The sequence below is a fragment of the Streptomyces sp. NPDC051051 genome (assembly GCF_040682975.1).
In the GTDB taxonomy this organism is placed as follows: domain Bacteria; phylum Actinomycetota; class Actinomycetes; order Streptomycetales; family Streptomycetaceae; genus Streptomyces.
In genome coordinates, this window is sequence record NZ_JBFBCB010000005.1 from 220,343 (window position 1) to 243,971 (window position 23,629).

The window sequence follows — 23,629 nt, forward strand, 5'->3', positions numbered from 1 at the left end:
TGGGGGGTGTTGCAGGGCAGCCGCGCCGCCGGACCAGAGCCGGTGGCCTTACCAGCCGAGGAATCCCGTGAGTGACACCCCATTCGGATTCGGCCTTCCGCCGGAGGAGCCGGACGACGGCGACGAGGGCAAGAAGAAGGACCCGCAGGACGGCGGTGGTCAGGGACCGGCCAACCCGTTCGGCTTCGGCGGGCTGCCCGGCGCCGGTGGCTTCGGCGGCCCGGGCGCGGACAATCCCCTCGCCGCCATGTTCGGCTCGCTGAACCCCACCGACCTGGGCGCGGCGTTCCAGCAGCTGGGCCAGATGCTCTCCTACGAGGGCGGCCCGGTGAACTGGGACATGGCCAAGCAGATCGCCCGCCAGACGGTCTCCCAGGGCACCTCCGAGGGCGTCAAGGACGCGAGCGTCGGCCCCGCCGAGCGGACCGCCGTGCAGGAGGCCGTCCGCCTGGCCGACCTGTGGCTGGACGACGCGACCTCGCTGCCGTCCGGCGCCGGCACCGCCGTGGCGTGGTCGCGCGCCGAGTGGGTCGAGGCGACCCTGCCCGCGTGGAAGGAGCTGGTCGACCCGGTCGCCGAGCGGGTCGGCGCGGCCATGGGCGATGTCCTGCCGGAGGAGATGCAGGCCATGGCCGGCCCGCTGATCGGCATGATGCGCTCGATGGGCGGCGCCATGTTCGGCTCGCAGATCGGGCAGGCCGTGGGCGTGCTCGCGGGCGAGGTCGTCGGTTCGACCGACATCGGCCTGCCGCTCGGCCCGGCCGGCAAGGCCGCGCTGCTGCCGCTGAACATCGAGTCGTTCGGCAAGGACCTGGGCGTGCCGAAGGAGGAGGTGCGGCTCTACCTGGCCCTGCGCGAGGCCGCCCACCAGCGCCTGTTCGCGCACGTGCCGTGGCTGCGCTCGCACCTGTTCGGCGCTGTCGACGGCTACGCGCGCGGGATCAAGGTGGACACGGCGAAGCTGGAGGACGTGGTCGGGCAGTTCGATCCGCAGAATCCCGAGCAGCTGCAGGACGCCCTTCAGCAGGGCATGTTCCAGCCGGAGGACACCCCGGAGCAGAAGGCCGCCCTGGCCCGTCTGGAGACGGCTCTGGCGCTGGTGGAGGGCTGGGTCGACGCGGTGGTCCACGCGGCCGCCAAGCCGCGCCTGTCGTCCGCGGACGCGCTGCGCGAGACCCTGCGCCGCCGTCGCGCCACGGGCGGTCCGGCGGAGCAGACCTTCGCGACGCTGATCGGACTGGAGCTGCGCCCGCGGCGCCTGCGGGACGCGTCCCGGCTGTGGGCCTCGCTGACGGACGCGCGCGGTGTGGACGGCCGTGACGCGCTCTGGGCGCACCCGGACATGTTGCCGACGGCCGCCGACCTGGACGACCCGGACGGCTTCGTGCACCGCGAGCAGATGGACTTCTCCGAGTGGGACAAGATGCTCGGCGAGGCGGCGAGCGGCGGCGCGGGTTCCGGCTCGGGCGCGGGTTCCGGTTCCGGTGGGAAGCCGGACCTGAAGAAGGACGACGACACCGACGACGGCAAGGGCGACAGCACCGAGTGAGCCTGCACGACGACGCGGTTCTCGTACTGAAGGCGTACGGGGACCAGGACGAGTTGCGCCAGGAGTACCTCGACCACCTGGCGGCGCACCCGGACGCCCTGTGGAAGGCCTGCGGGGCCGGGCATCTGACGGCCAGCGCCCTGGTGATCGACCCCGAGCGGGGGCAGGTGCTGCTGACCCTGCACAGGAAGTTGCGGATGTGGCTCCAGATGGGCGGCCACTGCGAGCCGCAGGACGCCTCCCTGACGGCGGCCGCCCTGCGCGAGGCCACCGAGGAGTCCGGCATCCCGGGTCTGACACTGCTGCCGGGCGGTCCGGTCCGGCTGGACCGCCATCCGATCCCGGCCCCGTGCCACTGGCACTTCGACGTCCAGTACGCGGCCCTGGCCCCGCCCGGCGCCACCCAGGCCATCAGCGACGAGTCCCTCGACCTGCGCTGGTTCCCCTACGACGCGGTCGCGGAGGTGGCGGACGAGTCGGTCGTCCGTCTGCTGGAGGCGGCCCGGGCGCGCCTGTGAGGCGGTACGCGTAAGGGGCGGCCGGCCAGGCGGTCGCCCCTTACGTCTGCTTTCCGGACGGTCAGCTCCAGGCGTTGCCCTGGTTCTGCGTCCGCACCCCCTGCTGGCCCATGCCGTACTGCGCGGCGAGGCCGGAGCCGATCTGGGCGTTCTGCGGCGGCAGCAGTTCACTCGGCTGGACGAGCGCGAAGCCGGTCCCCATGAAGCTCAGCTCCCAGCCCTCACCGGTGTTGCCGCGACGCCGCCACACCCCGGAGGAGTGCGTCTGCGCCTGCATCTGCACCCGCAGCCCGGTGGACCAGGCGACGATGGCGTCGGCGTCGCAGTTGACGTACTTGTCGGGCGTGACCTGCAGCATCAGGGGCGCGCCCGAGGTCATCAGAGCGACCCGTCCGCGGCCGGTGATGTTGAGCTGGTACTTCCCGGAGCCGGAGATGCCGTAGAGGCTGTCGACGGCGATGACCTCGTGGTGCAGCCCGGAGTCCATGGCGAGGACGTAGCTGCTGTCGACGGTCAGTCCCTCGTGGTCGACCTCCACGACGTGGATGTGCTGGGCGAGGTTGGCGAGGTAGACGATGCCCTGCCCGTGGCAGCGCATCAGGTCCAGGCCCTCGCCGGTCCGCGCACGCGCGCGTGACTGGCTGTTGCTCTGGAACTCGGCGTCGAACTCGACGAGACCCTGGTAGGCAACCATCGTGCCCTTGCGGGCGAGGATGTCGTCCTGGCCCTCCAGGGCGACGCGGAGCATCTGCTTGTTCTGCAGGCTCCAGCGTTCCTGGGTCTGCTGGTCGTTGTAGGCGAAAAGCGGGCTCTGCATGGTGACTCTGGCTCCCCCTCAGCCCCGGACCCGAAGGCGGTCGGTGCTGTCCTCGCTGGGCTGGACGACGACGATGCCCTCTCCGGAGAAGGCCATCTGGTAGGCCTCGCCGCTGCCCCGGCCGATCAGCGACTGTGCCTTGAAGCTGCGCTTGCCCTTGACCTTGAGGTTCGGGGACCAGGCGACGAGCGCGTCCGGGTCGACGTAGGTCTCGTTCTCGCCGCCGCCGCAGTCGACGACGATCGGCTTGCCGCGGGAGGTCAGCGCGACCCATCCCTGCCCGGAGATCTTGGTGTTCCACAGACCCTGTCCGGCGAACTTCGCCATCCCCTTGACCCGCTCGACTCCCCAGGTGAGGTGGGCGTCGAAGGCGAGCAGGTTGGTGGCGTTGACGGAGATGCCGTCGCCGTTGAGGTTGATCACGACGACGTTCGCGCCGTAGTCGGCGAGGTAGAGCAGGCCGTCGCCGGAGCACTTCATCAGGGGCGCGCCCTCGCCGGTCATCCAGTCGCGCGCGATCTGGCGCACGGCCGGCGGGTTGGGCTCGTACTGGATGAAGCCCTCGTAGGCGACCATCGAGCCCACGCGCGCGAGGAGGTCGTTTCCGGTCTGGAGGGCCACCTTCAGCATGTGGTTGCCGTGGTTCTCCATGCGGGCGGTGACGGGTGCGGGGGCGTAGCCCGCGAGCGGCTGGTTCATGACGGGCTCCCTCAGACCTCGTACGGCTGGACGACGATGAAGTTGCCGGGAGCGGCCCGGAACTGGAGGTTGACGCTCTCTCCCGTGTCGCCCGGATAGGCGTTGCGGCGCATGCGCACCTGGCTCGAGACGACGACCTGGGCCGCGGCCGACCAGGCGACGACGGCGTTGCAGTCGGCGAAGGTCGTCGGCGTGACCGGCAGGACGACGGGCGTGCCGTGTGTCTTCACGACGATCGTGCCGGTGCCCGTGAACTGCATGGTGAAGAGGGCACCGCCGGGGATGCCGTGTCCCTCGATGCGGCGCACCTCGTACTGGAGGCTCTCGTCGAAGGCGAGGACGTTCTCCGCGGAGACGCAGATGCCGTCGCCCTGGAGCTCGATGGGGTGCAGCATCGTGGAGTCCTCGGCGAGGAACACCTGTCCCTGGCCGGTGCAGCGCATCAGCTGCATCTCCTGACCGGTCGCGTTGCCGACGATCCGGCCGGCGAAACCGGCGCCCTTGTAGCTGAAGTCGACCTTGCCCTGGTAGAGCACCATGCTGCCCTGCCGGGCCAGCACGGGCTGGCCGCCGACGCCGAGGTCGACGCGGACCAGCTTCCGGTTCTGCTGTGTCCAGCGCTGCCCGGCCGGCGTCTCCTTGAACTGCTGGAGGGCCGCGGCGACACCGGCGCCGCCCTGGGGCGCGCCCTGCGGGACGCCGTAGGTCTGCTGGCCCGGCACCTGGCCGAACGCCGGCTGCTGTCCGTAGCCGGGCGGCGGGGTCGGCTGCCCGTAGCCGGGCGGCGGCGTGGGGGCCTGCGGCGCCTGGGGCTGGCCGTAACCGGGCGGCGGCGGGGCGGTGGGCGCGCCGAACTGGCCGTACGGCGGCTGCTGGCCGGGCGGGCCGTACGGCGCGGGGGCGGGGGAGGGCGGCGGGACCTGCACTCCGCCGGGCGGGGTCATGGGCGCGACGATCGTCGGTGCGGCGTGCACCGGTTGGGCCGGGGACGGACCGGCCGGCGGGGCGAAGCCCTGTGCCGCGGGCTGCGGGGCGGGGGCCGGAGCGGGCGGGGCGCCGAACGCGGGCGGCGCGGACGCCTGGGCGGGCGGGGCGAAGCCGGGAGCGGCACCGGGCTGCGGCTGAGGTGCGGCGGCGGGCGCCTCTTCCTCGGCGACCTCACCGCCGAAGTTCTTCAGCAGCGCGTCCAGCCCGCCGTCGAAGCCCTGTCCGACGGCCGCGAAGCGCCACACGTCCTTGAGGTAGAAGTCGCCCAGCATCACCGCGCGCTCGGTGGAGAACTCCGAGCCGTCGAAGGAGTAGCGGGCCACCTCCTGGCCGCCCGCGACGATCCGCAGGTAGCCGGGGGCGATCTGCGACATCTGGCCGGCGCCGTCGAGGGTCGCGGTGAAGGACAGCTTCCGGATCTGCGGGGGGATCCGGTCCAGAGTGACGCGGAAGGACTCCGTGTCGCCCGCCTGGGCGCCCAGGAGCTGGACCGACTCCTCGGGGGTCTTCGGCTGGTTGAAGAAGACGAAGTACCGGTCGTCCGAGAGCCGCTCGTCGGCGTCGAGGCCGAAGCAGCTGATGTCGAAGGTCAGGCCGGGACCGGAGATCTGCACGCCTACATACAGATCCGTGCCCGCGGTGAGGTCACTGATCCTGGCCTTGTGGCCGCGTTGGAATTCCCTGGACATGCGTAACGACCGTCCCCCATCCCGATTGCGAATGCGTCGCGTCAGGCTAACGGCAAAACCGGACATCGGACGATGTCGGTACAGACCCGGTACACAACCCGCGCGGGACACCCCCGGGCCCCCCGCGCGCGAAGGCTCACTCCTCGCGGGTTCCGGGCGGGTGGGGCAGCCGCGCGGCCGCGACCACCCCTTCCAGGTAGCCGCGGGCCCGCTCGGTGCGCGGGTACGCCTCCAGCAGCCGCCAGAAGTCGGGGCCGTGGCCGGGCACCAGCAGATGCGCCAGCTCGTGGAGGAGCACGTAGTCGACGACGTACTCCGGCATGCCCTTGAGGCGGTGCGACAGGCGGATGCTGCCCTCGGCGGGGGTGCACGAGCCCCAGCGGGTGTTCTGGTTGGTGACCCAGCGCACCGTGGCGGCCCGGGCCCGGCCCGCGAAGTACTGGGCCGACAGCCGCTCGGCGCGTTCGGCCAGTTCGGCGTCGCCGGGAGCGCGCCGGCGGCTCTCCTGGGCGGCGAGCTTGTCGAGCATGACGCTCACCCAGCGTTGCTCCTCGGCCTCGGACATCCTGGCGGGGATGAGCACGACGGTGCGATCGCCCTCGCGGTAGGCGGAGACCGTGCGGCGTCGACGGGCGCTCCTGCGCACCTCGATCGCGCTCGCCCATGAGCCGCTCGGCGGCTGGCTCGTCGTGCTGCGCTGTGGCGTTCCGGCGCGGTGCGGTGGGTCGGCGGGCACGCCCCGACGTTACCCGCTGCGCACGGGGGAAGTCCCGGCTCCGGGACGGTTCGGTTTCGATCCCGCGCCTCACTTTTGCCTCGTACGACGGATTTGTACGATGAATCCCGCTCCCTGTGGACAACTTTCGGCGTCCTCCGGCGCCGCCGGGCATGCTGGCAGTCGTCGGCGGAGCCTGGCCGTCCCATGGCCCCGCTCCGTCGGCTTACGGGGAGATTCCGGCTGACGGGGGCCTTCGATGCATCCGATGGTGAAACCCGCGCTGCGGCGCGGCTGGCGTGATCTGAACACCGTGCAGTTCGGGCTGGCCCCGGCGCACGCGCTGACGCTCGGCCCGGTGGACACGGCGACGGGCAGTTTCCTGGACCTGCTGGACGGCACCCGCGGGCTTCCTCTCCTGCGTGAGGAGGGGCGCCGGATGGACCTGCCGGACGGGCACGTGGATCAGTTGGTGCGGCGGCTGGCGCGGGCCGGTCTGCTCGACGACGCGCGCGGGGGCGGGGCGGAGGGAGCCGCCCTGCGGGAGAAGAAGGACGTCATGGACCGGCTGCGCCCGGACCTCGCGTCGCTGTCGCTGACGACCTCGGAACCGGGCGAGGCGATCGAGCACCTGGCCGCCAGGCGTCGGCTGCGCGTGCAGGTACGGGGCGCGGGCCGGGTGGGCGCCGTGGTGGCCTCGCTGCTCTCGGGCGCCGGGGTCGGTGAGGTGGACGTGCGCGACGGCGGCGTGGTGGAGCCGGAGGACGTCGCCCCGGGCGGGCTGCCCGCCGAGGCCGTCGGTGAGCGCCGGGACGAGTCCGCCCGTCGTGCGGTGCGCCGGGCCGCACCGGACAGACCACCCCGCAGGAGCACCCGCTCACCGGCCGGGACGGACGTGCCCGGTTTCTCCCTGGTGGTCCTCACCCCGAGGGACGACGTGTCCGTGCACGCTCCGGCTCCGTCCGAGACGGAGTCCTTGATCGCCTCGGGCACACCGCATCTCCACGCCGGAGTGGTGGAGGCGACCGGCGTGGTGGGCCCGCTCGTCCTGCCCGGTGAGACGGCCTGCGCGGGGTGCCTTCACCAGGCGCGCACCGACCGGGACCCGGCCTGGCCCCGGCTGGTCGCACAGTGGCACTCCGGGACGCGGCGCGCCGTCCGCGCCTGCGACCTGACGCTGGCCACCACGGTCGCGGGGCTGGCGGCGGCGCATGCGCTGGCCTTTCTCGACGGCACGCTCCCGTCCAGCGCGGGCGCCCGCTGGGAGGTGTCCGTGCCGGCCCTCCAGTGGCATGCGCGACCGATATGGGCGCACCCCGCATGCCCGTGCGGGGCAGCGGAGAAAGGTAATGAGGAACACACCTTCTCCGAGGACACGGAGTCGCGCGCGACAATGGCGGAGCAACGGCATTCGAAGGAGTTACGCCGTACGGCAGACGCGGCGCGGCTTTCTGGGACCTGGAGGGCGCATGTCTGATCTTCCCCGGAAGGCGGTCACCCGGACCGCCAAGCTCGCCGCGCTCCCGCTCGGCATCGCGGGCCGGGCCACCTGGGGCCTGGGCAAAAGAATCGTGGGCGAGTCCGCGGAGATCGTCGGCCGTGAGCTGCAACAGCGCACCGCGGAGCAGTTGTTCAAGGTCCTGGGCGAGTTGAAGGGTGGTGCGATGAAGTTCGGGCAGGCCCTGTCCGTCTTCGAGTCCGCCCTGCCCGAGGAGGTCGCCGGTCCCTACCGCGCGGCACTCACCAAGCTCCAGGAGGCGGCGCCACCCATGCCGACCCGCACGGTGCACTCCGTGCTCGCGGAGCGGCTCGGCGAGGACTGGTCCGACCTGTTCCTCACGTTCGACGACAAGCCTGCCGCGGCCGCCTCGATCGGCCAGGTGCACCGTGCGGTGTGGCACGACGGGCGGGAGGTGGCGGTCAAGGTCCAGTACCCCGGCGCGGGCGAGGCCCTGCTCTCGGACCTGAATCAACTGAGTCGTTTCGCCAAACTGCTGGGGCCTCTCATCCCCGGCATGGACATCAAGCCGCTGATCACCGAACTGCGGGACCGCGTCTCGGAGGAACTGGACTACGGGCTGGAGGCCCAGGCCCAGCAGGCCCACGCGGAGGAGTTCGTCGACGATCCCGATGTCGTGGTCCCGGCGGTGGTCCACCAGTGCGACCAGGTCCTGGTCACGGAGTGGATCGACGGCGTCCCCCTGTCCGAGGTGATCTCCGCCGGCACCCCCGAGCAGCGCAACCGTGCCGGCCAGCTGCTGTCGCGTTTCCTCTTCTCCGGGCCGGCCCGCACCGGCCTGTTGCACGCCGACCCGCACCCCGGCAACTTCCGTCTCGTGCCCGGTGGCCCGGAAGGCGAGGACGACTGGCGCCTGGGCGTCCTGGACTTCGGCACCGTCGACCGGCTCCCGGGCGGTCTGCCCGAGCCGATCGGCACCTCCCTGCGCATGACCCTCGACGGCGAGGCGGGAGCGGTCTACGAGCTGCTGCGAGAGGAGGGCTTCGTCAAGGAGTCCATCGCGCTGGAGCCCGATGCCGTCCTCGACTACCTCCTGCCGATCATCGAACCGGCGGTGGTCGACGAGTTCACGTTCACGCGCGACTGGATGCGCAGCCAGGCGGCCCGGATCGCCGACCCGCGCTCCCCCGCCTATCAGCTGGGCAGGCGGCTCAACCTGCCTCCGGCCTACCTGCTGATCCACCGGGTGACGCTCAGCACGATCGGCGTGCTGTGTCAGCTCGGTGCGACGGTGCGACTGCGGGAGGAACTGGAGGAGTGGCTGCCGGGATTCGTCGCCGACGAGGGCCTGGAGGCGGAGGAGTCGGTCGCCGAGGCGTGAGCGGCCGCCGGGGACGGCGGATCGTGCGGCCGAGCCGGCCGCCCCTCGGCCGCGTCGCCGGCATCCGCGACACAACGCGCCGCGGGGGCCGGTCCGTTCGGACGGACCGGCCCCCGCGTGGAGAGCTTCGCCTCCCCTGTCGGAAGGCCACCGCTTCAGGTGAGAAGGGTCACTGCATCACGGCGATGGCGAGCGCCCGGCGAGCACGCAGCGAGGCGCGCTCGGCCCGACGCTGCATCCGGCGAGCGGTCACCAGGCCCACGGCCCGGCGTTCCTGCTCGGCCGCCTGCAGCCGGTCGTGCATATGCGCACGAGCCAGGGCTTCTGGGATGAGTTGCATCTCGCGGGTCCTGTTCTGACGCGAGTCGTTCGCGCCGGTGGTGGTGACGTCTTGGATCGCGGAGCCTGCGGGCTCGCTGGTGGACGGCTTCATCGGGGCCTGCTTCTTGGGGTCGTGCGTGAGGGGGCGGTCGATCGTTCCTGCGATGGTGTTCATGCCGTGACCGGGTTCTTGCGCGGGCGGCCACGCGGCCGCTTCCGGGCGACGACGACACCCTGGACGAACAGCTCGCCACCCCAGACGCCCCAAGGCTCACGCCGCTCCTTGGCGCCGGCGAGGCAGGCCTCGACCAGCGGGCAGGTGCGGCAGAGGGACTTGGCGTACTCCACGTCCGCGGGCGACTCGGCGAAGAAGACCTCCGGGTCGTAGGAGCGGCACGGGACGGGTACGCCGAGGTTCTCGATGGCGTCGTCGAGCGCGGTGAGCGCCGTGAGCGGGGTCAAGGTGGAGTCCTCCGTGAGGCCGGGCGGGGGGATCGTTTCGGAAGGCGGTACGGACGGGGCGTGCGCTTCGAGTTGCACGGGTCGTCTTCCTCGTCTGGTCGTTCCGGCCCTGTTGGGCCGGGAGGCGGCTTGGTACCGGGTTCTTTTCTTGTCCCGAGGCCCCTTCGCTCTGCCGTCCCCGGTCGGGGACAAACAGAAGGGCCGCGGATCCCGGGTGGGGTTCCGCGGCCCTGAAGGCGCCGGCCTGATCGACGATCAGGCTGGATGACTCCAGGGTTCTGGCCCACGGAAGGCCCACATCAGGTGGTGCTGCGTCGTCTGCTTCCGGGCTCCGGCACCGGTCGCCGTAAAGGCATAGGCCTTCGCCTGTGCCTTTACTGCCGCTTCCAGCGCCTCGGTCGGTCGCTCGCTGCGGTCGCGGGCAACAAGACCCACGGGGGCAACGGAGGAGGACGCCGACCGGTCGGCACGAATGCCGGACAGACCGGTGCCCAGGTTCGAGGCGGCGAGAATGCACGTGGAGACGTTCGAGCGATCGGTCAGTTTGGCGGTGCTGACGGAGTTGGTGTTGATGATGATCACTGGAATCGCCTCCTCTCGGCGTCTCGGGGGACCAGGACGAACCGGTCCGACGGATATGCAAGTACAGCACGGAACCGGGGCCTTGGAGAAGGCCTCTGTTCTCGTGCCTAAGAACCTATGGGGATTCCTGGGGCATGCGCAAACTATTTTTCCGACGAGTTCGGATCAGTCGTCGCCGTCCTCCGCCGCCAGGTCCTGGCCTGCACAGATGGCCAGGACATCGGTCCCGTAACGGTTGAGCTTGCGGGTGCCGACGCCCGGGATCCGCGCGAGTTCGCCCGGTTCCTCGGGGGCGGTCTCGGCGATCGCGATCAGCGTCTTGTCCGTGAAGACGCAGAACGCGGGCTGTCCGGACCGCCGGGCCTGGACCGCGCGCCAGGCCCGCAGCCGCTCGTAGAGCCCCTCGTCCATGTCGGAGGGGCAGTCCTCGCAGCGCATCAGCTTCATCTCGCCGCCGTCGGTCAGGGTGCGCCCGCACATCCGGCAACGGGCCGGGGTGCGCTGGGTCCGGCGCGGCCCGACCGCCACGCCCGTGGTCGCGCTCCCGAAACCGCGCTCGACGCCCCCGGCGCGGGCATTGGCGCCGCGCCCGGACACGCTGCCCGAGCCGGGGCGCAGCCCGTCGAGGAACCGGCTGGGCCGGCGGTTCGGCCGGCCGCCCGGCGAACGGCAGAGCGCCCAGGAGACGTGGAGGCGCTCACGGGCCCGGGTGACGCCGACGTAGAGCAGGCGGCGCTCCTCCTCGATCTGCTCGTCGGTGCGCGCGTAGGTGATCGGCATCATGCCCTCGGCGACGCCGACCAGGAAGACGACGTCCCACTCCAGGCCCTTCGCCGAGTGCAGGGAGGCGAGGGTGACGCCCTGGACCGTCGGGGCGTGCTGGGCGCCCGCGCGCTCGTCGAGTTCGGCGATCAGGTCGGCGAGGGTCGCGTCCGCTCGGGCGGCGGTGAAGTCCTGCGCCAGGTGCACCAGGGCTGCCAGTGACTCCCAGCGCTCCCGGACGGCGCCGGAACCGGCCGGCGGCTGGGGCGTCCAGTTCTCGCCGGACAGGACCGCGCGCACCTGGGAGGGCAGGTCGACGACATCCTCGAGGAGGGCGTCGTTGCCGCCGAAGCGGGCGGCGGCGCGCAGCGCGTTGATCGCCTTGCGCACCTCGGGGCGGTCGAAGAACCGCTCGGCGCCGCGCAGCTGGTAGGGGATGCCGGCGTCGGCGAGCGCCTGCTCGTAGGTCTCGGACTGGGCGTTGGTGCGGAACAGGACGGCGATCTCGGCGGGCCGGACGCCGGCGGCCAGCAGCTCGCGGATGCGGCGGGCCGCGCCCTCGGCCTCGGCGGGCTCGTCGGTGTACTCGGCGTAGACGGGTTCGGGGCCCGGTGCACGCTGGGAGATCAGTTCCAGGCGGTGGTCGGCGGCCCGGCCGCGGGCCTGGGCCAGCAGACCGTTGGCGAGGTGGACGACCTGGGGGGTGGAACGGTAGTCGCGGACCAGTTTGACGACGGTGGCCCCCGGGTGGCGGGTACGGAAGTCGAGGAGGTGGTCGGGGGTGGCACCGGTGAACGAGTAGATCGTCTGACTGGCGTCACCGACCACGCACAGGGAGTCCCGGTCGCCGAGCCACAGCTCCAGCAGACGCTGCTGGAGGGGGCTGACGTCCTGGTACTCGTCGACCACGAAGTGCTGGTACTGGGCACGGACCTGCTCGGCGATGTCCTGCCGGTCCTGGAGGACGGCGACCGTCAGCAGGAGCACGTCCTCGAAGTCGATGACGCCGCGCTCGCGCTTGAGGTCCTCGTAGGCCCCGTACAGCTGGGCGATCTCGGCGGGCGCGCGGGGCGTCTCACGGCCGGCCTTGGCGGCGGCCGCCGGATAGTCGGCGGGGACGGTCTGGGTGACCTTGCACCACTCGATCTCCGCGGTGGTGTCCCGCAGCTCGCCCCGGTCGAGGCGGATACGGCAGGCGGCTGCCGCGTCGGCGACGAGCTGGACCTTGCGGTCGACGAGGCGGGGCAAGGAGCCACCGATCGCTTTCGGCCAGAAATACTGCAGCTGACGCAGGGCCGCGGAGTGGAAGGTGCGGGCCTGGACGCCCTGGGCGCCGAGCTGGCGCAGCCGCCCGCGCATCTCTCCGGCGGCGCGGTTGGTGAACGTGACGGCGAGGACGCTGGAGGGGTGCAGGATGCCGGCGCGCACGCCGTAGGCGATGCGGTGGGTGATCGCCCGCGTCTTGCCGGTACCGGCTCCGGCCAGCACGCACACCGGGCCGTGCAGGGCGGTGGCCACCTCGCGCTGCTCGGGGTCGAGCCCTTCGAGCACCGCGTCGGCCGAGTCCGGTACCTGCGGGAAAAGGGTGGAGTGCGTTGCTGCTGTCACACAGCCATGCTGCCAGGTCGCCGGAGACGCGTGAGCCGGTTGTCCACAGGTGGACACCGGTAGTCGTACCAATGCGGCGAGGGTCACCCTCCGCCGTCCGCACCGCACGGGAATGGTGTGCCTCGCGCGGACGTTCTTCCCCTGCGACGACCTGTTACCCCGGACCCGCCGAAGGAGCACGAGAGACATGCTGGGCACTGTGACGATGTACAGCACCACGTGGTGCGGTTACTGCCAGCGGCTGAAGAAGCAGCTGGACCGCGAGGGCATCGCGTACACCGAGATCAACATCGAGCAGGACCCGGAGTCCGCGGCGTTCGTGGAGAAGGCGAATGGCGGAAACCAGACGGTGCCGACGGTTCTGTTCCCCGACGGTTCGACGCTGACGAACCCCTCGCTGGCACAGGTCAAGCAGAAGATCGGCGCGTAGCTCGTCGGACGCCTCGGCGGTACGGCGAAAGCGGAGAGGGCGGTCTCTGGGTCTCAGGGGCCGCCCTTCGTGCGTCCGGTCTCACATGACGTTGCGGGTCGGCAGCGGCTTGCCGTACCAGAGTTCGATCAGGCGGGCCGCGATGGAGATGCCGTAGGGGGGCAGGACCTCCCCGGACTCGAAGGCCGCGCCGAGTTCGTCGCGGGAGAACCAGCGGGCCTCGTGGATCTCGTCACCGTCGACGTCGATGTCGGTGGAGGTGGCGCGGGCCATGAAGCCGAGCATGAGGCTGGACGGGAACGGCCACGGCTGGCTGGCGACGTACTCGACCTGGCCGCCGACGACGACGCCGGCCTCCTCGAAGACCTCCCGGCGCACCGCCTGCTCGATGGACTCGCCGGGCTCGACGAAACCGGCCAGCGTCGAGAAGCGGCCTTCCGGCCAGTGGACCTGGCGGCCGAGCAGGATGCGGTCCTCCCCGTCCGTGACCGCCATGATCACCGCCGGGTCGGTGCGCGGGTAGTGCTCGGCGCCGCAGGCGGGGCAGCGGCGGATGTGGCCGGCGGCGGCGATGACCGTGCGCTCGCCGCAGCGGGAGCAGAAGCGGTGGGTGCGCTGCCAGTTCTCCAGGCCGACCGCGTGCACCATGAGGCCGGCGTCGCGCGGCGACAGCAGCAGTCCGGCCTCGCGCAGGCCCGCGGGGCGGGCGGACTGGTCGATGCGGCCGGGCAGCGCGTCCTTCTGCAGGGCGAAGTAGCTGACGCCATCGGCGTCGGTGCCCAGGAAGTAGCGGTGGGCCTCGGTGAGCGGGGCTTCGAAGGAGGGCGTCATGACGAGTTCGGTCCGGCCGTCGGACGTCTCGTCGATGAGGACCTGGCCGCCGGAGACGACGAAGCAGCGTGTCGTGGGGTGACTCCACGCCGCCGCGAGCCAGGCCTCGTCGAGCCGGTGGTGGGCGGCGCGGTCGATGCCGCTCGGCGCGGTGAGCGAGATGGGCCGGTCGGCGTTCTGGTCGGTCCAGGTGGTCACAGGTGCTTCCAACTCCCCCGGTGGAACGGTTGTTTCGGCGGGCGGTTCAGCGGTTCGTGCGGCAGGGGGCGACCGGGCCGGGTGCGGTGTCGCCGTGCGGGGCGGCTTCTCCAGTGTGCCCCGCGCGCGGTGTCGCTCCGGACCGGGCGGGGTCGTCAGGGCGCATGGCGCCAGGTGTCGGCGAGGTCGCCCCAGAGGTAGGCGGTGGTCTCGACGCCCTTCAGCAGAAGGTCCAGCTCCACCTTCTCGTTCGGGGCGTGCCAGCCGTCGGAGGGGACGGAGATGCCCAGGAAGAGCACCGGGGCTCCGAGTACCTCCTGGAGGTCGGCGGCGGGGCCCGAGCCTCCCTCGCGGGTGAAGCGGACGGGGCCTTCGAAGGCGCGGCCCATGGCGCGCACGACGGACTGCAGGGCCGGGTGGTCCAGCGGGGTCAGGCACGGGCGCGTGCCGGGGCGGAACGTGATCTCGTGACGGATGCCGGCGGGCACCTGTTCGTCGGCCCAGGCGCGGACCGCCTTCTCCACATGGTCGGGATCCTGTCCCGCGACCAGCCGGAAGGACAGTTTCACGAAGGCGGAGGACGGGACGATCGTCTTGCTGCCGGGGCCCTGGTATCCGCCGCCGATGCCGTTGACCTCGGCGGTGGGGCGGGCCCAGATGCGTTCCAGGGTGGTGTGCCCGGCCTCGCCGTGGGTGGCGTGCGACTTGGCGGTGCGCAGCCAGCGCTCCTCGTCGAAGGGCAGCTCGGCGAAGAGCTCGCGTTCGCGGTCGGTGAGTTCGACGATGCCGTCGTAGAAGCCGGGGACGGTCACGCGTGCGTGCTCGTCGTGCAGGGCGGCGACGAGGCGGGCGGCGGCGGTGGCCGGGTTGGGCACGGCGCCGCCGAAGGAGCCGGAGTGGATGTCCTGGTCGGGGCCGGACAGGCGGATCTCGCACTCGGCGAGCCCGCGCATGCCCGTGCACACCGTCGGGGTGTCCTCGGACCACATGCCGGTGTCGGAGACGATCACGGCGTCGGCGGCGAGCCGCTGGGCGTGCTCCTCGACCAGGGCGCGGAAGTGGGGGGAGCCGGACTCCTCCTCGCCCTCGATCAGCAGCTTGAGGTTGACGGCCGGGGCGGCCCGGCCGGTGGCGGCGAGGTGGGCGCGCACGCCCAGGGTGTGGAAGAAGACCTGGCCCTTGTCGTCGGCCGCCCCGCGCGCGTGGAGACGGTTGCCGCGGACGACCGGCTCGAAGGGGTCGCTGTCCCAGCCGTCCTCACGGGCGGCGGGCTGCACGTCGTGGTGGCCGTAGACCAGGACGGTGGGTGCCTGCGGGTCGCCGGACGGCCACTCGGCGAAGACGGCGGGCGCGCCGGGCGTCTGCCAGACCTCGGCGGCCGGGAAGCCGGTCTCCCTGAGCTTGGCGGCGAGCCAGTCGGCGCTTCGGCGTACGTCGGGCGCGTGGTCGGGCTGGGCGGAGACCGACGGGATGCGCAGCCACTCGGCGAGGTCGTCGAGGAACGCCGCACGGTGGCGCTCGATGTACGTGCGGACGGCGCTGTCCGGGGTCTGGCTCATGGTCACGAGCCTATCCGGCCGCACCGACCTCCCGGCCGGTCGCTTACGCACGGTTTACTTTCGCGGCCGGTACGCCACGACCGTCCTCCGGAGCCTCCTCCCCTGTCAACAGGCGCTCCAGCGCGGCCCGGTCCGGCAGATCCCCGGGCCGGACGACCTCGCCGGTGCGCACGTACACGAACGCCGCTGTGACCGATTCCACGGGCACACCCTGCTGCTCGGCCCACGCGAGCCGGTAGACGGCGAGCTGGAGCGGGTCGCCGTCGCGTCCCCGGCCGGTCTTCCAGTCGACGATCTCGTACGTCACGCCGTCGCGGTCGAGGACCTCGTAGACGGCGTCGATACGGCCCCGTACGACGCGGCCGCCAAGGGTGAGCTGGACGGGGACCTCGACGCGGTAGGGGGTGCGGTGGGCGTACTCGGTGCGCTCGAAGGCTTCCTTGAGCGCTGCCAGGTCGCGTTCGTCGGCGATCTCCGCGTCCTCACCGGGCAGTTCCTCCGGTTCCAGGAAGGGCAGGGGCAACTCCTCGAAGCGGGCCTCCACCCACGCGTGGAACCTCGTGCCCCGGCGCGCGGCCGGCTGGGGCGGGCTCGGCATGGGACGTGCGAGCTCCTGGGCGAGCCCGTCGGGGTCGGCGGCCAGGCGCAGCACCTGCGACGCGGTCAGCGTCACCGGCAGGGGTACGTCCGTGACGTTCTGCCGGGCGCGCAGCAGCTCCCCGGTGAGCGCGTCCAGGTCACGGTCCCAGGAAGCGACCGTGCGGGCTTCCTCGGGCGTGAGGCGGGCCGGGCGCCGCTCGGGGGGCGGCGCCTGGTGCGGGACGAGGGGGCGGACGGTGCTCCACTCGCCGGCGCGGGCCGGGGGCTGGGTGCGGGGGCGGCCGGGAGTGGCCTCCGCGAAGGGGTCCGGTTCGCCGTAAGGGGCTGACTCGTCGTACGGGCCCGGTTCGTCGTAGGGGGTTGACTCGTCGTAGGGGTCCAGCCCGTCGTACCTGTCGGATTCGTCGTACGGGTCCGGCCCGTCGTACGGGTCCGGCCCGTCCTCGGCCGGCGGTGGGGGCCAGTCGGGGTCGTCGTGGGTCTCGGGTGCGTGTGCGGCCGTGGGTGCGCCCGTCCCGGCCGCGGCAAGGTTCTCCAGGTGGGTGAGGACGGTCTCGGCGGCGGCGCGGCGGCGGGCCAGCGCGGCGTCGTCCAGGGGCAGCGGCCAGACCTGGTCGGCGGACGCCCGGTGGAGGACGGGGTTCTCCTCGTCCTCCCCGGGTTCGTCGGCCCAGGCCTCGATCTCGCCGTACCCGGCGGCGCAGTGGTCGTGCAGGGCGTGGAGGAAGGCGGAGGGGCCACGGGGCTTCTTCTGGGTGGGCCCCCACCAGTGGCCCGAGCCGAGGAGCAGGGAGCGGGGGCGGGTGAAGGTGACGTAGCCGAGGCGCAGTTCCTCGGTGTGCTGGTGGTCCTTCATGGCCTCGTGGAAGGCCTTCATGCCCCGCGAGTCCCAGGCCTCGACGTCGGGCAGCGTGTCGGCGTCACCGCGCAGCTCGTGCGGCAGCACCTTGGCCTGGGCGGTCCACTTCTCGCGGCCCTGGCCGCTGGGGAAGGTGCCGGTGACCAGTCCGGGGACGGCGACCACGTCCCACTCCAGGCCCTTGGACCTGTGCGCGGTGAGGACCTTGACGGTGTTCTCCCCGCCGGGCAGGGCGTTGTCCAACCCCTTCTCGTACTGGGCGGCGGTGCGCAGGAAGCCGAGGAAGGCGAGCAGGCTCGCCTCGCTCTCCGCGGCGGCGAAGGCGGCGGCGATGTCGAGGAAGTTCGACAGGGTCTCGCGGCGGCGGGCGGCCAGGGCGTGCGGGGACGCCGACAGTTCCACCTCGAGGCCGGTGACGGCGAGAACGCGGTGCAGGACGTCCATCAGCGGGTCGGCCAGGGAGCGTCGCAGATCGCGCAGTTCCGCCGCGAGCCGGGCGAAGCGCACGCGCGCGTCCGGTGAGAAGGGCAGCCCGTCGTCGGTTCCCTCCAGGGCTGTCTCCAGGAAGGTGTCCAGGGCGTCCGCGAGGGATGTCACCTCGGAGGGGTCGACCCCCTCGACGGCCTCGGCGAGCCGCCGGTCCGGGTCGTCGCCGTCGCCACCGCGCGTGTGGGACACGAGCAGCCGCGCACGCCGCCCCAGCAGGGCGAGGTCACGGGGGCCGATGCGCCAGCGCGGGCCGGTGAGCAGGCGGACCAGGGCGGCGTTGGCTCCGGGATCCTGGAGGACTTCGCAGACGGCGACGAGGTCGGCGACCTCGGGCAGGTGCAGCAGGCCCGAGAGGCCCACCACCTCGACGGGTACGTCACGGGCGACCAGGGCACCCTGGATTTCGGCGAAGTCGGTGGCCGTACGGCACAGGACGGCGATCTCGCCGGGCGCCTTGCCGGTGTTCACCAGGTGCGCGACGGAGTCGGCGATCCAGCCGATCTCTTCGGCGTGGGTGGTCAGGAGAGCGCAGCGGACCATTCCGTCGCGCTCGGCGCCGGGAGCGGGGCGCAGTGCCTCCACGCCCGCGTGCATGGCGCGCAGCGGTTCGGCCAGGCCGTTGGCGAGGTCGAGGAGGCGGCCGCCGCTGCGGCGGTTCTCGCTGAGCGCCTGCCGGGTCGCGGGGCTGCCGTCGGCGAGGGCGAAGTGCTCGGGGAAGTCGTCGAGGTTGGCGACGGACGCGCCGCGCCAGCCGTAGATCGCCTGGCAGGGGTCGCCGACGGCGGTGACGGGGTGGCCGGTTCCGTCGCCGAAGAGGCCCGCCAGGAGGGTGCGCTGGGCCACGGAGGTGTCCTGGTACTCGTCCAGGAGCACCACGCGGAACTCGTCGCGCAGGACGCGGCCCACCTCGGGGATCCGGGCGAGCCGGGCGGAGAGGGCGATCTGGTCGCCGAAGTCGAGCAGGTCGCGCTCGCGCTTGGCGGCCCGGTAGCGCAGCACCAGCTCGGCGAGTTCGCGCCGGGCGGCGGCGGTCTCGGGCACCTTGCGCAGGTCGGCGTTGCTGAGCCTGGTGCCCTCCAGGGTGCGCAGCAGACCGGCGTCCCACGCGAGCAGGTCCTCCGGGCGGACCAGGTGCTCGGACAGCTCGGAGTCGAGGGCGAGCAGGTCGCTGACCAGGTCGGCGAAGGAACGGGTGAGTGCCGGGTAGGGGCCGGGTGCCTCGCGCAGCACGCGCGCGGCGAGTTGGTAGCGGGTGGCGTCGGCGAGCAGCCGGGATGTCGGCTCCAGGCCGATGCGCAGGCCGTGGTCGGTCAGCAGGCGGCCCGCGAAGGAGTGGTACGTGGAGATCACCGGTTCGCCCGGCGGGTTGTCCGGGTCGATGACGTCGGGGTCGGTGACGCCGGCCCTGACCAGGGCTTTGCGGACGCGCTCGGCGAGTTCGCCGGCGGCCTTGTTGGTGAAGGTCAGGCCGAGGACCTGCTCGGGGGCGACCTGGCCGGTGCCGACCAGCCACAGCACGCGCGCAGCCATCACCGTCGTCTTGCCCGACCCGGCTCCGGCCACGATCACCTGCGGGGCGGGCGGTGCGGTGATGCAGGCCGTCTGCTCCGGGGTGAAGGGGATCCCGAGGAGCTCCTTGAGCTGCTCGGGATCGGTGATACGGGCGGGCATGGGGAGAGGCTAATGGCGGCCACCGACAGTCGATGACAAAACGTCTGCCGCGACACAGAAGGCGCAGGTCAGGAGGGTTGGTGCGGTCCGTCACACCAGACCGTTCGTGCCACGCCGCGCGCCGCGCGGGCCGCTTTCGCGCTGTGGTCCGCCGGCGGGCTCACTCCACCACGTGGCGTCCCTCGGGCCGGGCGCTGCACGAGGCGCGGAAGGCGCAGTGCGTGCAGTGCTGGCCGGCGGTGGGCGTGAACCGTTCGTCGAGGACCTTGCCGGCCGCGGTGGCCAGCAGTTCACCGACCCATTCGCCCTCGAGCGGCTCCTGTGCCTGCACCTTGGGCAGGGTCTCGCCGCCGTCCCGCTTGGCGGCGCCCTGGCGCAACTGCACGAGTTCGGCGCCGCCCGGCTCGGGGCGGACGCCGTCGAAGGCCTCGTCGACGGCGCCTTCGCGGACGGCGAGCTGGTACACGGCGAGCTGCGGATGCCGCTCCATCTCGCGCGCGGTGGGCGCCTGTTTGCCGGTCTTGAAGTCCACGACGTAGGCACGGCCGTCGCCGTCGGCCTCGACGCGGTCCATCTGGCCGCGGATGCGGACCTCGTACTCGCCCGCCTCCAGGGTGACGTCGAAGTCGTGCTCGCTCGCGACGGGCGTGCGGCCGGCGCGGTCCATGACGTGCCACTTCAGGAACCGTTCGAGCGCCATGCGCGCGTGCTCCTTCTCCTGCGCCGACTTCCAGGGCGCGTCGAAGGCGAGCGCGTTCCACACGGAGTCGAGGCGCTCGGTGAGAACGGCGAGGTCGGCCGGGGTGTGTCCGGAGGCGACCTCGTCGGCGAGGACGTGCACCACGTTGCCGAAGCCCTGGGCGGCCGTGGCGGGGGCGTCGGCCTTCACCTCTCGGCCCAGGAACCACTGGAGGGCGCAGGTGTTGGCGAGTTGGTCGAGGGCGCTGCCGGAGAGCACGACGGGCCGGTCGCGGTCGCGCAGCGGCACCTTGCTCTCGGTCGGCTCGAACATGCCCCACCAGCGGTAGGGGTGCGCCGACGGCACCAGGGGCCGGCCGTCCTCGTCGGCCAGGGCGGCCAGGCGGGCGAGGCGGCGCGCCGCGGCTTCCCTGAGCGGCTCCGAGACGCGCGGGTCGACCGTGGTGGCACGTAGTTCCGCGACCAGCGCGGCGACCGACAGGGGGCGGCGCGGGCGGCCCGTGACGTCCCTGGGCTCGACGCCGAGTTCGGCGAGGAAGCGGGAGGGCTGGTCGCCGTCGTCCGCGGGCGCCTTGACCGCCGTGACGACGAGCCGGTCACGCGCGCGCGTGGCGGCCACGTAGAACAGGCGGCGCTCCTCCGCGAGCAGGGCACCCGGTGTGAGCGGTTCGGCGAGTCCGTCGCGGCCGATGCGGTCCGCCTCCAGCAGGGAGCCGCGGCGGCGCAGGTCGGGCCACAGCCCCTCCTGCACGCCCGCGACGACGACCAGGCTCCACTCCAGTCCCTTGGCACGGTGCGCGGTCATCAGACGTACGGCGTCGGGGCGCGCGGCGCGCCGGGTGAGGGTGTCGGCGGCGATGTCCTCGGCCTCGATCTCGGCCAGGAAGTTCAGCGCGCCGCGCCCGCCGGTGCGCTCCTCCGCGCGTGCGGCGGTGGCGAACAGCGCGCATACGGCGTCCAGGTCGCGGTCGGCGTTGCGGCCGGCCGCGCCGCCACGGCGGGCAGACCGTTCCAGGCGCGCGGGCCAGGGCGTGCCCTCCCACAGGTCCCAGAGCGCCTCCTCGGCCGTGCCGCCGCCCGCGAGACGTTCCCGGGCCCTCCTCAGCAGCGCGCCCAGCCGCTGGGCACCGCGCGCGTACACGGGGTCGTGCACGGCCAGGCGCTCCGGTTCGGCGAGGGCGCGCGTGAGCAGTTCGTCCGACGGTGGCGGCAGAGGGTTGCCCGCGGCCCGTTCCTCGTCCCGCAGGGCACGTCCGAGGCGGCGCAGGTCGGCGGCGTCCATGCTCGCGAGGGGTGAGGTGAGCAGGGTGAGGGCGGTCTCGGTGTCGAGCCAGCAGGCGTCCGGTGCGGCTCGTCCGGCGACGACGGTGTCGGCGTCAGGTGCGTCCGGGTCGGATGCGTCTGTTCCTTTCGCTTCGACGAGCGCCTCACCGTCGACGCGGAGTGCCTCACCGCCCGCGGGCCCGCCGCCCTCCCCCGGCCCGCCGTCCTCCCCCGAGCCGCCCTCCCCCGGCCCGTCGGGCCGCACCGTGCCCGAGGCCGCCTCCGCCGTGGCCACCGCGCGCAGTGCCGTCAGCAGGGGGGCCACCGCGGGCTCGTGGCGCAGGGGCAGGTCGTCGCCGTCGATGTCGAGGGGGACGCCCGCGGCCGTCAGGGCACGGCGGACCGTGGGAATCGTGCGGGAGCCGGCCCGCACCAGGACGGCCATCTCGCCCCAGGGCACGCCGTCCTCCAGGTGCGCCCGGCGCAGGATGTCGGCGATGTTGTCGAGCTCGGTGCCGGATGTCGGGTACGTGTAGACCTCGACACGACCGCCCTCGCGCGCGGGGGCGAGGTCCCGGTGGGCGCGGACCTTCTCCGCCGGAAGCCGGGTCAGGGGCATGCGCTGGGTCACGAGCCGGGTGGCGGCCAGCACCGCGGCCGCGGAGCGGCGGGAGGTGCGCAGGACCTCGACGGGGGCCGGGCGCCCGTCGTGGCGCGGGAAGGTGTGCGGGAACTCCAGGATGCCGTTCACGTCGGCGCCCCGGAAGGCGTAGATCGACTGGTCCGGGTCTCCGAAGGCGACCAGGGTGCGGCCGCCGCCCGCGAGGGCGTGCAGCAGCCGTACCTGGGCGGGGTCGGTGTCCTGGTACTCGTCGACGTAGACGGCGTCGTACTGCGCGGCGAGCCGCCGGGCGATCTCGGGGCGGTGGGCGAGCAGGACGGCGCGGTGGACGAGTTCGGCGTAGTCGATCACGCGGTGCAGGTCGAGGACGTCGAGGTACTCGGCGAGGAAGGAGGCCGCGGCCCGCCAGTCGGGGCGGCCGATGCGGCCGGCGAAGGCGTCCAGGGCGTCGGGGCCGAGGCCCAGTTCGCGGCTGCGGGCGAGCACTGCCCGGACCTCGTCGGCGAACCCGCGCGTGGTGAGGCAGGCGCGGAGGTCGTCGGGCCAGCGCACGTGCGCGAGGCCCCGCCGCTGGAGTTCGATCTGGCCGGCGAGCAGCTCGCGGACGGCCACGTCCTGTTCGGGGCCGGAGAGCAGCCGTAGCGGTTCGGCGAACAGGTCGCTGTCCTGTTCGGCGCGGACCAGGGCGTAGCAGTACGAGTGGAAGGTGGTGGCGCGGGGCGCCCGGGCGGCGCCCATGCGCAGCGCCATCCGGTCGCGCAGTTCGACGGCCGCCTTGCGGCTGAAGGTCAGCACGAGGATGCGCGCGGGATCGCCGCCGCGCGCCACGCGGGCCGCGACCGACTCGACGAGCGTGGTGGTCTTCCCGGTCCCCGGACCCGCGAGGACCAGCAGTGGGCCGGTGCTGTGGTCAACCACGGAGCGCTGTGCGGCGTCCAGACGAGGGGGATCCACCCGCACCGGCCGCGTCCGGACCAGCCGATACGCGCCACGGCTCCCCTGCCGTCCCTGGGGGTGCGGCAGGCGCCTGGTGGAAGAAGAGGAGCTCACGTGGTTCGCCGGTCCTGGTGGGTGTGCAGATCGTCACGTCCGGCGCGGGGCGCCGTCGCGAGGGGGTCGTGGTGGGACGGGTGCCGCCCGGGGCGGGCGGTGGTCCCGGGATGAGGGCGACGCGTGCGGCCGACGCTACGCCGACGGGCGGGTCGGAAGGACGGCTTCCGCTTCTTCCCTCAGGGCCCGTGCGACCCGCAGGCCACCCGGGTCCCTCGCCCCTCGAACGTACGCCATGTCACGGACGTGCCCCGTTTCCCCCGTACGGGCCACAAGCTCCCCTCGGGCGGGGTCGATGGCGGAAGCTGTCAGATGTGACCCTCCGCACGCTCACCGCCGTCCCACCTCGCCCGTCTCATGTCCAGGCGCGGCAGATGCCCCTCGGCGGCCCGGCTCGCCCCCTTCAAGGGCGTGCCCTCCGCGCGGTACCGGTCGAGGGCCCGCAGTTCGTGGCCCGGCAGCAGCACTCCGTCGGCGCGCACGACACGCCACCAGGGGACGGCTCCGCCGTAGAGGGCCATCACCCGGCCGACCTGGCGCGGGCCGCCCTCCTCGAGCCATTCGGCCACGTCGCCGTAGGTCATGACCCGCCCGCGCGGGATCAGCTCCGCGACCTCGAGGACGCGCTCGGCGTACTCCGGCAGCGCGTCGCCGGCGTGGTCCGGTGGCGTGTCACCGGTGTACTCCGGGCAGGCGGCGTCCGTAAGGCTCTGCTCGCTCATCCGCCCCATCCTGCACCACCCCACCGACAGTGCGACGGGTCGAGAACTCCGTGTGATCCTCGCCCCACGGCGGCGCTTCGGGCAGAC

18 protein-coding genes are annotated in these 23,629 nt (G+C 72.9%); 5 read left to right on the top strand and 13 right to left on the bottom strand.

Features of this window, described 5'->3' with window-relative positions; translation table 11 throughout:
* Positions 1 to 67: 67 nt before the first annotated feature.
* Together AB0N31_RS06385 and AB0N31_RS06390 are read left to right on the top strand one after the other, a co-directional pair.
* Entirely contained in the window at positions 68 to 1,549 is a 1,482-nt protein-coding gene (locus tag AB0N31_RS06385; RefSeq protein ID WP_366057205.1) for a zinc-dependent metalloprotease, read from the top strand.
* Complete coding sequence (locus AB0N31_RS06390) at positions 1,546 to 2,067, top strand: NUDIX hydrolase (RefSeq protein WP_366057206.1); 522 nt, start codon at positions 1,546 to 1,548, stop codon at positions 2,065 to 2,067. The genes AB0N31_RS06385 and AB0N31_RS06390 overlap by 4 nt, the downstream gene beginning before the upstream one ends.
* A 61-nt stretch (positions 2,068 to 2,128) precedes the next feature.
* On the opposite strand, the gene AB0N31_RS06395 is transcribed toward AB0N31_RS06390, so the two are convergent.
* The 4 genes from AB0N31_RS06395 to AB0N31_RS06410 form a co-directional block, all read right to left on the bottom strand.
* Positions 2,129 to 2,884 carry an AIM24 family protein gene (locus tag AB0N31_RS06395; RefSeq protein ID WP_366057207.1) on the bottom strand — a complete coding sequence of 252 codons (756 nt, stop codon included), beginning with the start codon at positions 2,882 to 2,884 and terminating at the stop codon, positions 2,129 to 2,131.
* 18 nt (positions 2,885 to 2,902) lie between these two features.
* Positions 2,903 to 3,583 (bottom strand): AIM24 family protein, encoded by a 681-nt coding sequence (locus AB0N31_RS06400; protein ID WP_363092857.1) that lies wholly within the window; start codon positions 3,581 to 3,583, stop codon positions 2,903 to 2,905.
* Between the two features lie 11 nt (positions 3,584 to 3,594).
* Positions 3,595 to 5,259: a TerD family protein gene (locus AB0N31_RS06405; RefSeq protein WP_366057208.1), complete on the bottom strand. Its 1,665-nt coding sequence runs from the start codon at positions 5,257 to 5,259 to the stop codon at positions 3,595 to 3,597.
* A 136-nt stretch (positions 5,260 to 5,395) separates the two neighbouring features.
* Positions 5,396 to 5,995, bottom strand: a complete 600-nt coding sequence (locus AB0N31_RS06410; RefSeq protein ID WP_366057209.1) for a M48 family metallopeptidase — start codon at positions 5,993 to 5,995, stop codon at positions 5,396 to 5,398.
* 238 nt (positions 5,996 to 6,233) lie between these two features.
* On the opposite strand from AB0N31_RS06410, the gene AB0N31_RS06415 reads away from it, so the two are divergent.
* Together AB0N31_RS06415 and AB0N31_RS06420 are read left to right on the top strand one after the other, a co-directional pair.
* A complete protein-coding gene (locus tag AB0N31_RS06415) occupies positions 6,234 to 7,451 on the top strand; it encodes a TOMM precursor leader peptide-binding protein (protein ID WP_366057210.1) in 1,218 nt (405 codons plus the stop codon).
* A complete protein-coding gene (locus AB0N31_RS06420) occupies positions 7,444 to 8,814 on the top strand; it encodes an AarF/ABC1/UbiB kinase family protein (protein ID WP_366057211.1) in 1,371 nt (456 codons plus the stop codon). The genes AB0N31_RS06415 and AB0N31_RS06420 overlap by 8 nt, the downstream gene beginning before the upstream one ends.
* A gap of 169 nt (positions 8,815 to 8,983) precedes the next feature.
* On the opposite strand, the gene AB0N31_RS06425 is transcribed toward AB0N31_RS06420, so the two are convergent.
* From AB0N31_RS06425 to AB0N31_RS06440, 4 genes are all read right to left on the bottom strand, one after another.
* Positions 8,984 to 9,310 carry a hypothetical protein gene (locus AB0N31_RS06425; RefSeq protein ID WP_366057212.1) on the bottom strand — a complete coding sequence of 109 codons (327 nt, stop codon included), beginning with the start codon at positions 9,308 to 9,310 and terminating at the stop codon, positions 8,984 to 8,986.
* Positions 9,307 to 9,675 (bottom strand): WhiB family transcriptional regulator, encoded by a 369-nt coding sequence (locus AB0N31_RS06430; protein WP_030038270.1) that lies wholly within the window; start codon positions 9,673 to 9,675, stop codon positions 9,307 to 9,309. Before AB0N31_RS06430 ends, AB0N31_RS06425 begins: the two co-directional genes overlap by 4 nt.
* A gap of 177 nt (positions 9,676 to 9,852) precedes the next feature.
* Positions 9,853 to 10,179, bottom strand: coding sequence for a hypothetical protein (locus AB0N31_RS06435; protein WP_366057213.1), 327 nt, complete (start codon positions 10,177 to 10,179; stop codon positions 9,853 to 9,855).
* Between the two features lie 165 nt (positions 10,180 to 10,344).
* A complete protein-coding gene (locus AB0N31_RS06440; RefSeq protein WP_366057214.1) occupies positions 10,345 to 12,549 on the bottom strand; it encodes an ATP-dependent DNA helicase UvrD2 in 2,205 nt (734 codons plus the stop codon).
* Positions 12,550 to 12,736: 187 nt separating this feature from the next.
* Here AB0N31_RS06440 and AB0N31_RS06445 point away from each other — a divergent pair, with 187 nt between their 5' ends.
* Positions 12,737 to 12,979, top strand: coding sequence for a mycoredoxin (locus AB0N31_RS06445; RefSeq protein WP_366057215.1), 243 nt, complete (start codon positions 12,737 to 12,739; stop codon positions 12,977 to 12,979).
* 81 nt (positions 12,980 to 13,060) lie between these two features.
* Here AB0N31_RS06445 and nudC read toward each other — a convergent pair whose 3' ends face one another.
* The 5 genes from nudC to AB0N31_RS06470 form a co-directional block, all read right to left on the bottom strand.
* Positions 13,061 to 14,008 (bottom strand): NAD(+) diphosphatase, encoded by a 948-nt coding sequence (nudC, locus tag AB0N31_RS06450; protein WP_366057216.1) that lies wholly within the window; start codon positions 14,006 to 14,008, stop codon positions 13,061 to 13,063.
* Between the two features lie 155 nt (positions 14,009 to 14,163).
* Positions 14,164 to 15,567, bottom strand: coding sequence for a dipeptidase (locus AB0N31_RS06455; RefSeq protein WP_366057217.1), 1,404 nt, complete (start codon positions 15,565 to 15,567; stop codon positions 14,164 to 14,166).
* A 43-nt stretch (positions 15,568 to 15,610) separates the two neighbouring features.
* Entirely contained in the window at positions 15,611 to 19,186 is a 3,576-nt protein-coding gene (locus AB0N31_RS06460; RefSeq protein WP_366057218.1) for a UvrD-helicase domain-containing protein, read from the bottom strand.
* A 160-nt stretch (positions 19,187 to 19,346) separates the two neighbouring features.
* Positions 19,347 to 22,820, bottom strand: coding sequence for an ATP-dependent DNA helicase (locus AB0N31_RS06465; protein ID WP_366057219.1), 3,474 nt, complete (start codon positions 22,818 to 22,820; stop codon positions 19,347 to 19,349).
* Between the two features lie 308 nt (positions 22,821 to 23,128).
* Complete coding sequence (locus AB0N31_RS06470; RefSeq protein WP_366057220.1) at positions 23,129 to 23,542, bottom strand: MGMT family protein; 414 nt, start codon at positions 23,540 to 23,542, stop codon at positions 23,129 to 23,131.
* Positions 23,543 to 23,629 lie beyond the last annotated feature (87 nt).

Excerpts from the sequence above, each read along its gene's own strand:
- AB0N31_RS06400 (WP_363092857.1), bottom strand. The coding sequence starts at position 3,583 with ATGAACCAGCCGCTCGCGGGCTACGCCCCCGCACCCGTCACCGCCCGC.
- AB0N31_RS06445 (WP_366057215.1), top strand. The coding sequence starts at position 12,737 with ATGCTGGGCACTGTGACGATGTACAGCACCACGTGGTGCGGTTACTGC.
- AB0N31_RS06405 (WP_366057208.1), bottom strand. The coding sequence starts at position 5,259 with ATGTCCAGGGAATTCCAACGCGGCCACAAGGCCAGGATCAGTGACCTC.
- AB0N31_RS06425 (WP_366057212.1), bottom strand. The coding sequence starts at position 9,310 with ATGAACACCATCGCAGGAACGATCGACCGCCCCCTCACGCACGACCCC.
- AB0N31_RS06470 (WP_366057220.1), bottom strand. The coding sequence starts at position 23,542 with ATGAGCGAGCAGAGCCTTACGGACGCCGCCTGCCCGGAGTACACCGGT.
- AB0N31_RS06420 (WP_366057211.1), top strand. The coding sequence starts at position 7,444 with ATGTCTGATCTTCCCCGGAAGGCGGTCACCCGGACCGCCAAGCTCGCC.
- AB0N31_RS06415 (WP_366057210.1), top strand. The coding sequence starts at position 6,234 with ATGCATCCGATGGTGAAACCCGCGCTGCGGCGCGGCTGGCGTGATCTG.
- AB0N31_RS06455 (WP_366057217.1), bottom strand. The coding sequence starts at position 15,567 with ATGAGCCAGACCCCGGACAGCGCCGTCCGCACGTACATCGAGCGCCAC.
- AB0N31_RS06460 (WP_366057218.1), bottom strand. The coding sequence starts at position 19,186 with ATGCCCGCCCGTATCACCGATCCCGAGCAGCTCAAGGAGCTCCTCGGG.
- AB0N31_RS06395 (WP_366057207.1), bottom strand. The coding sequence starts at position 2,884 with ATGCAGAGCCCGCTTTTCGCCTACAACGACCAGCAGACCCAGGAACGC.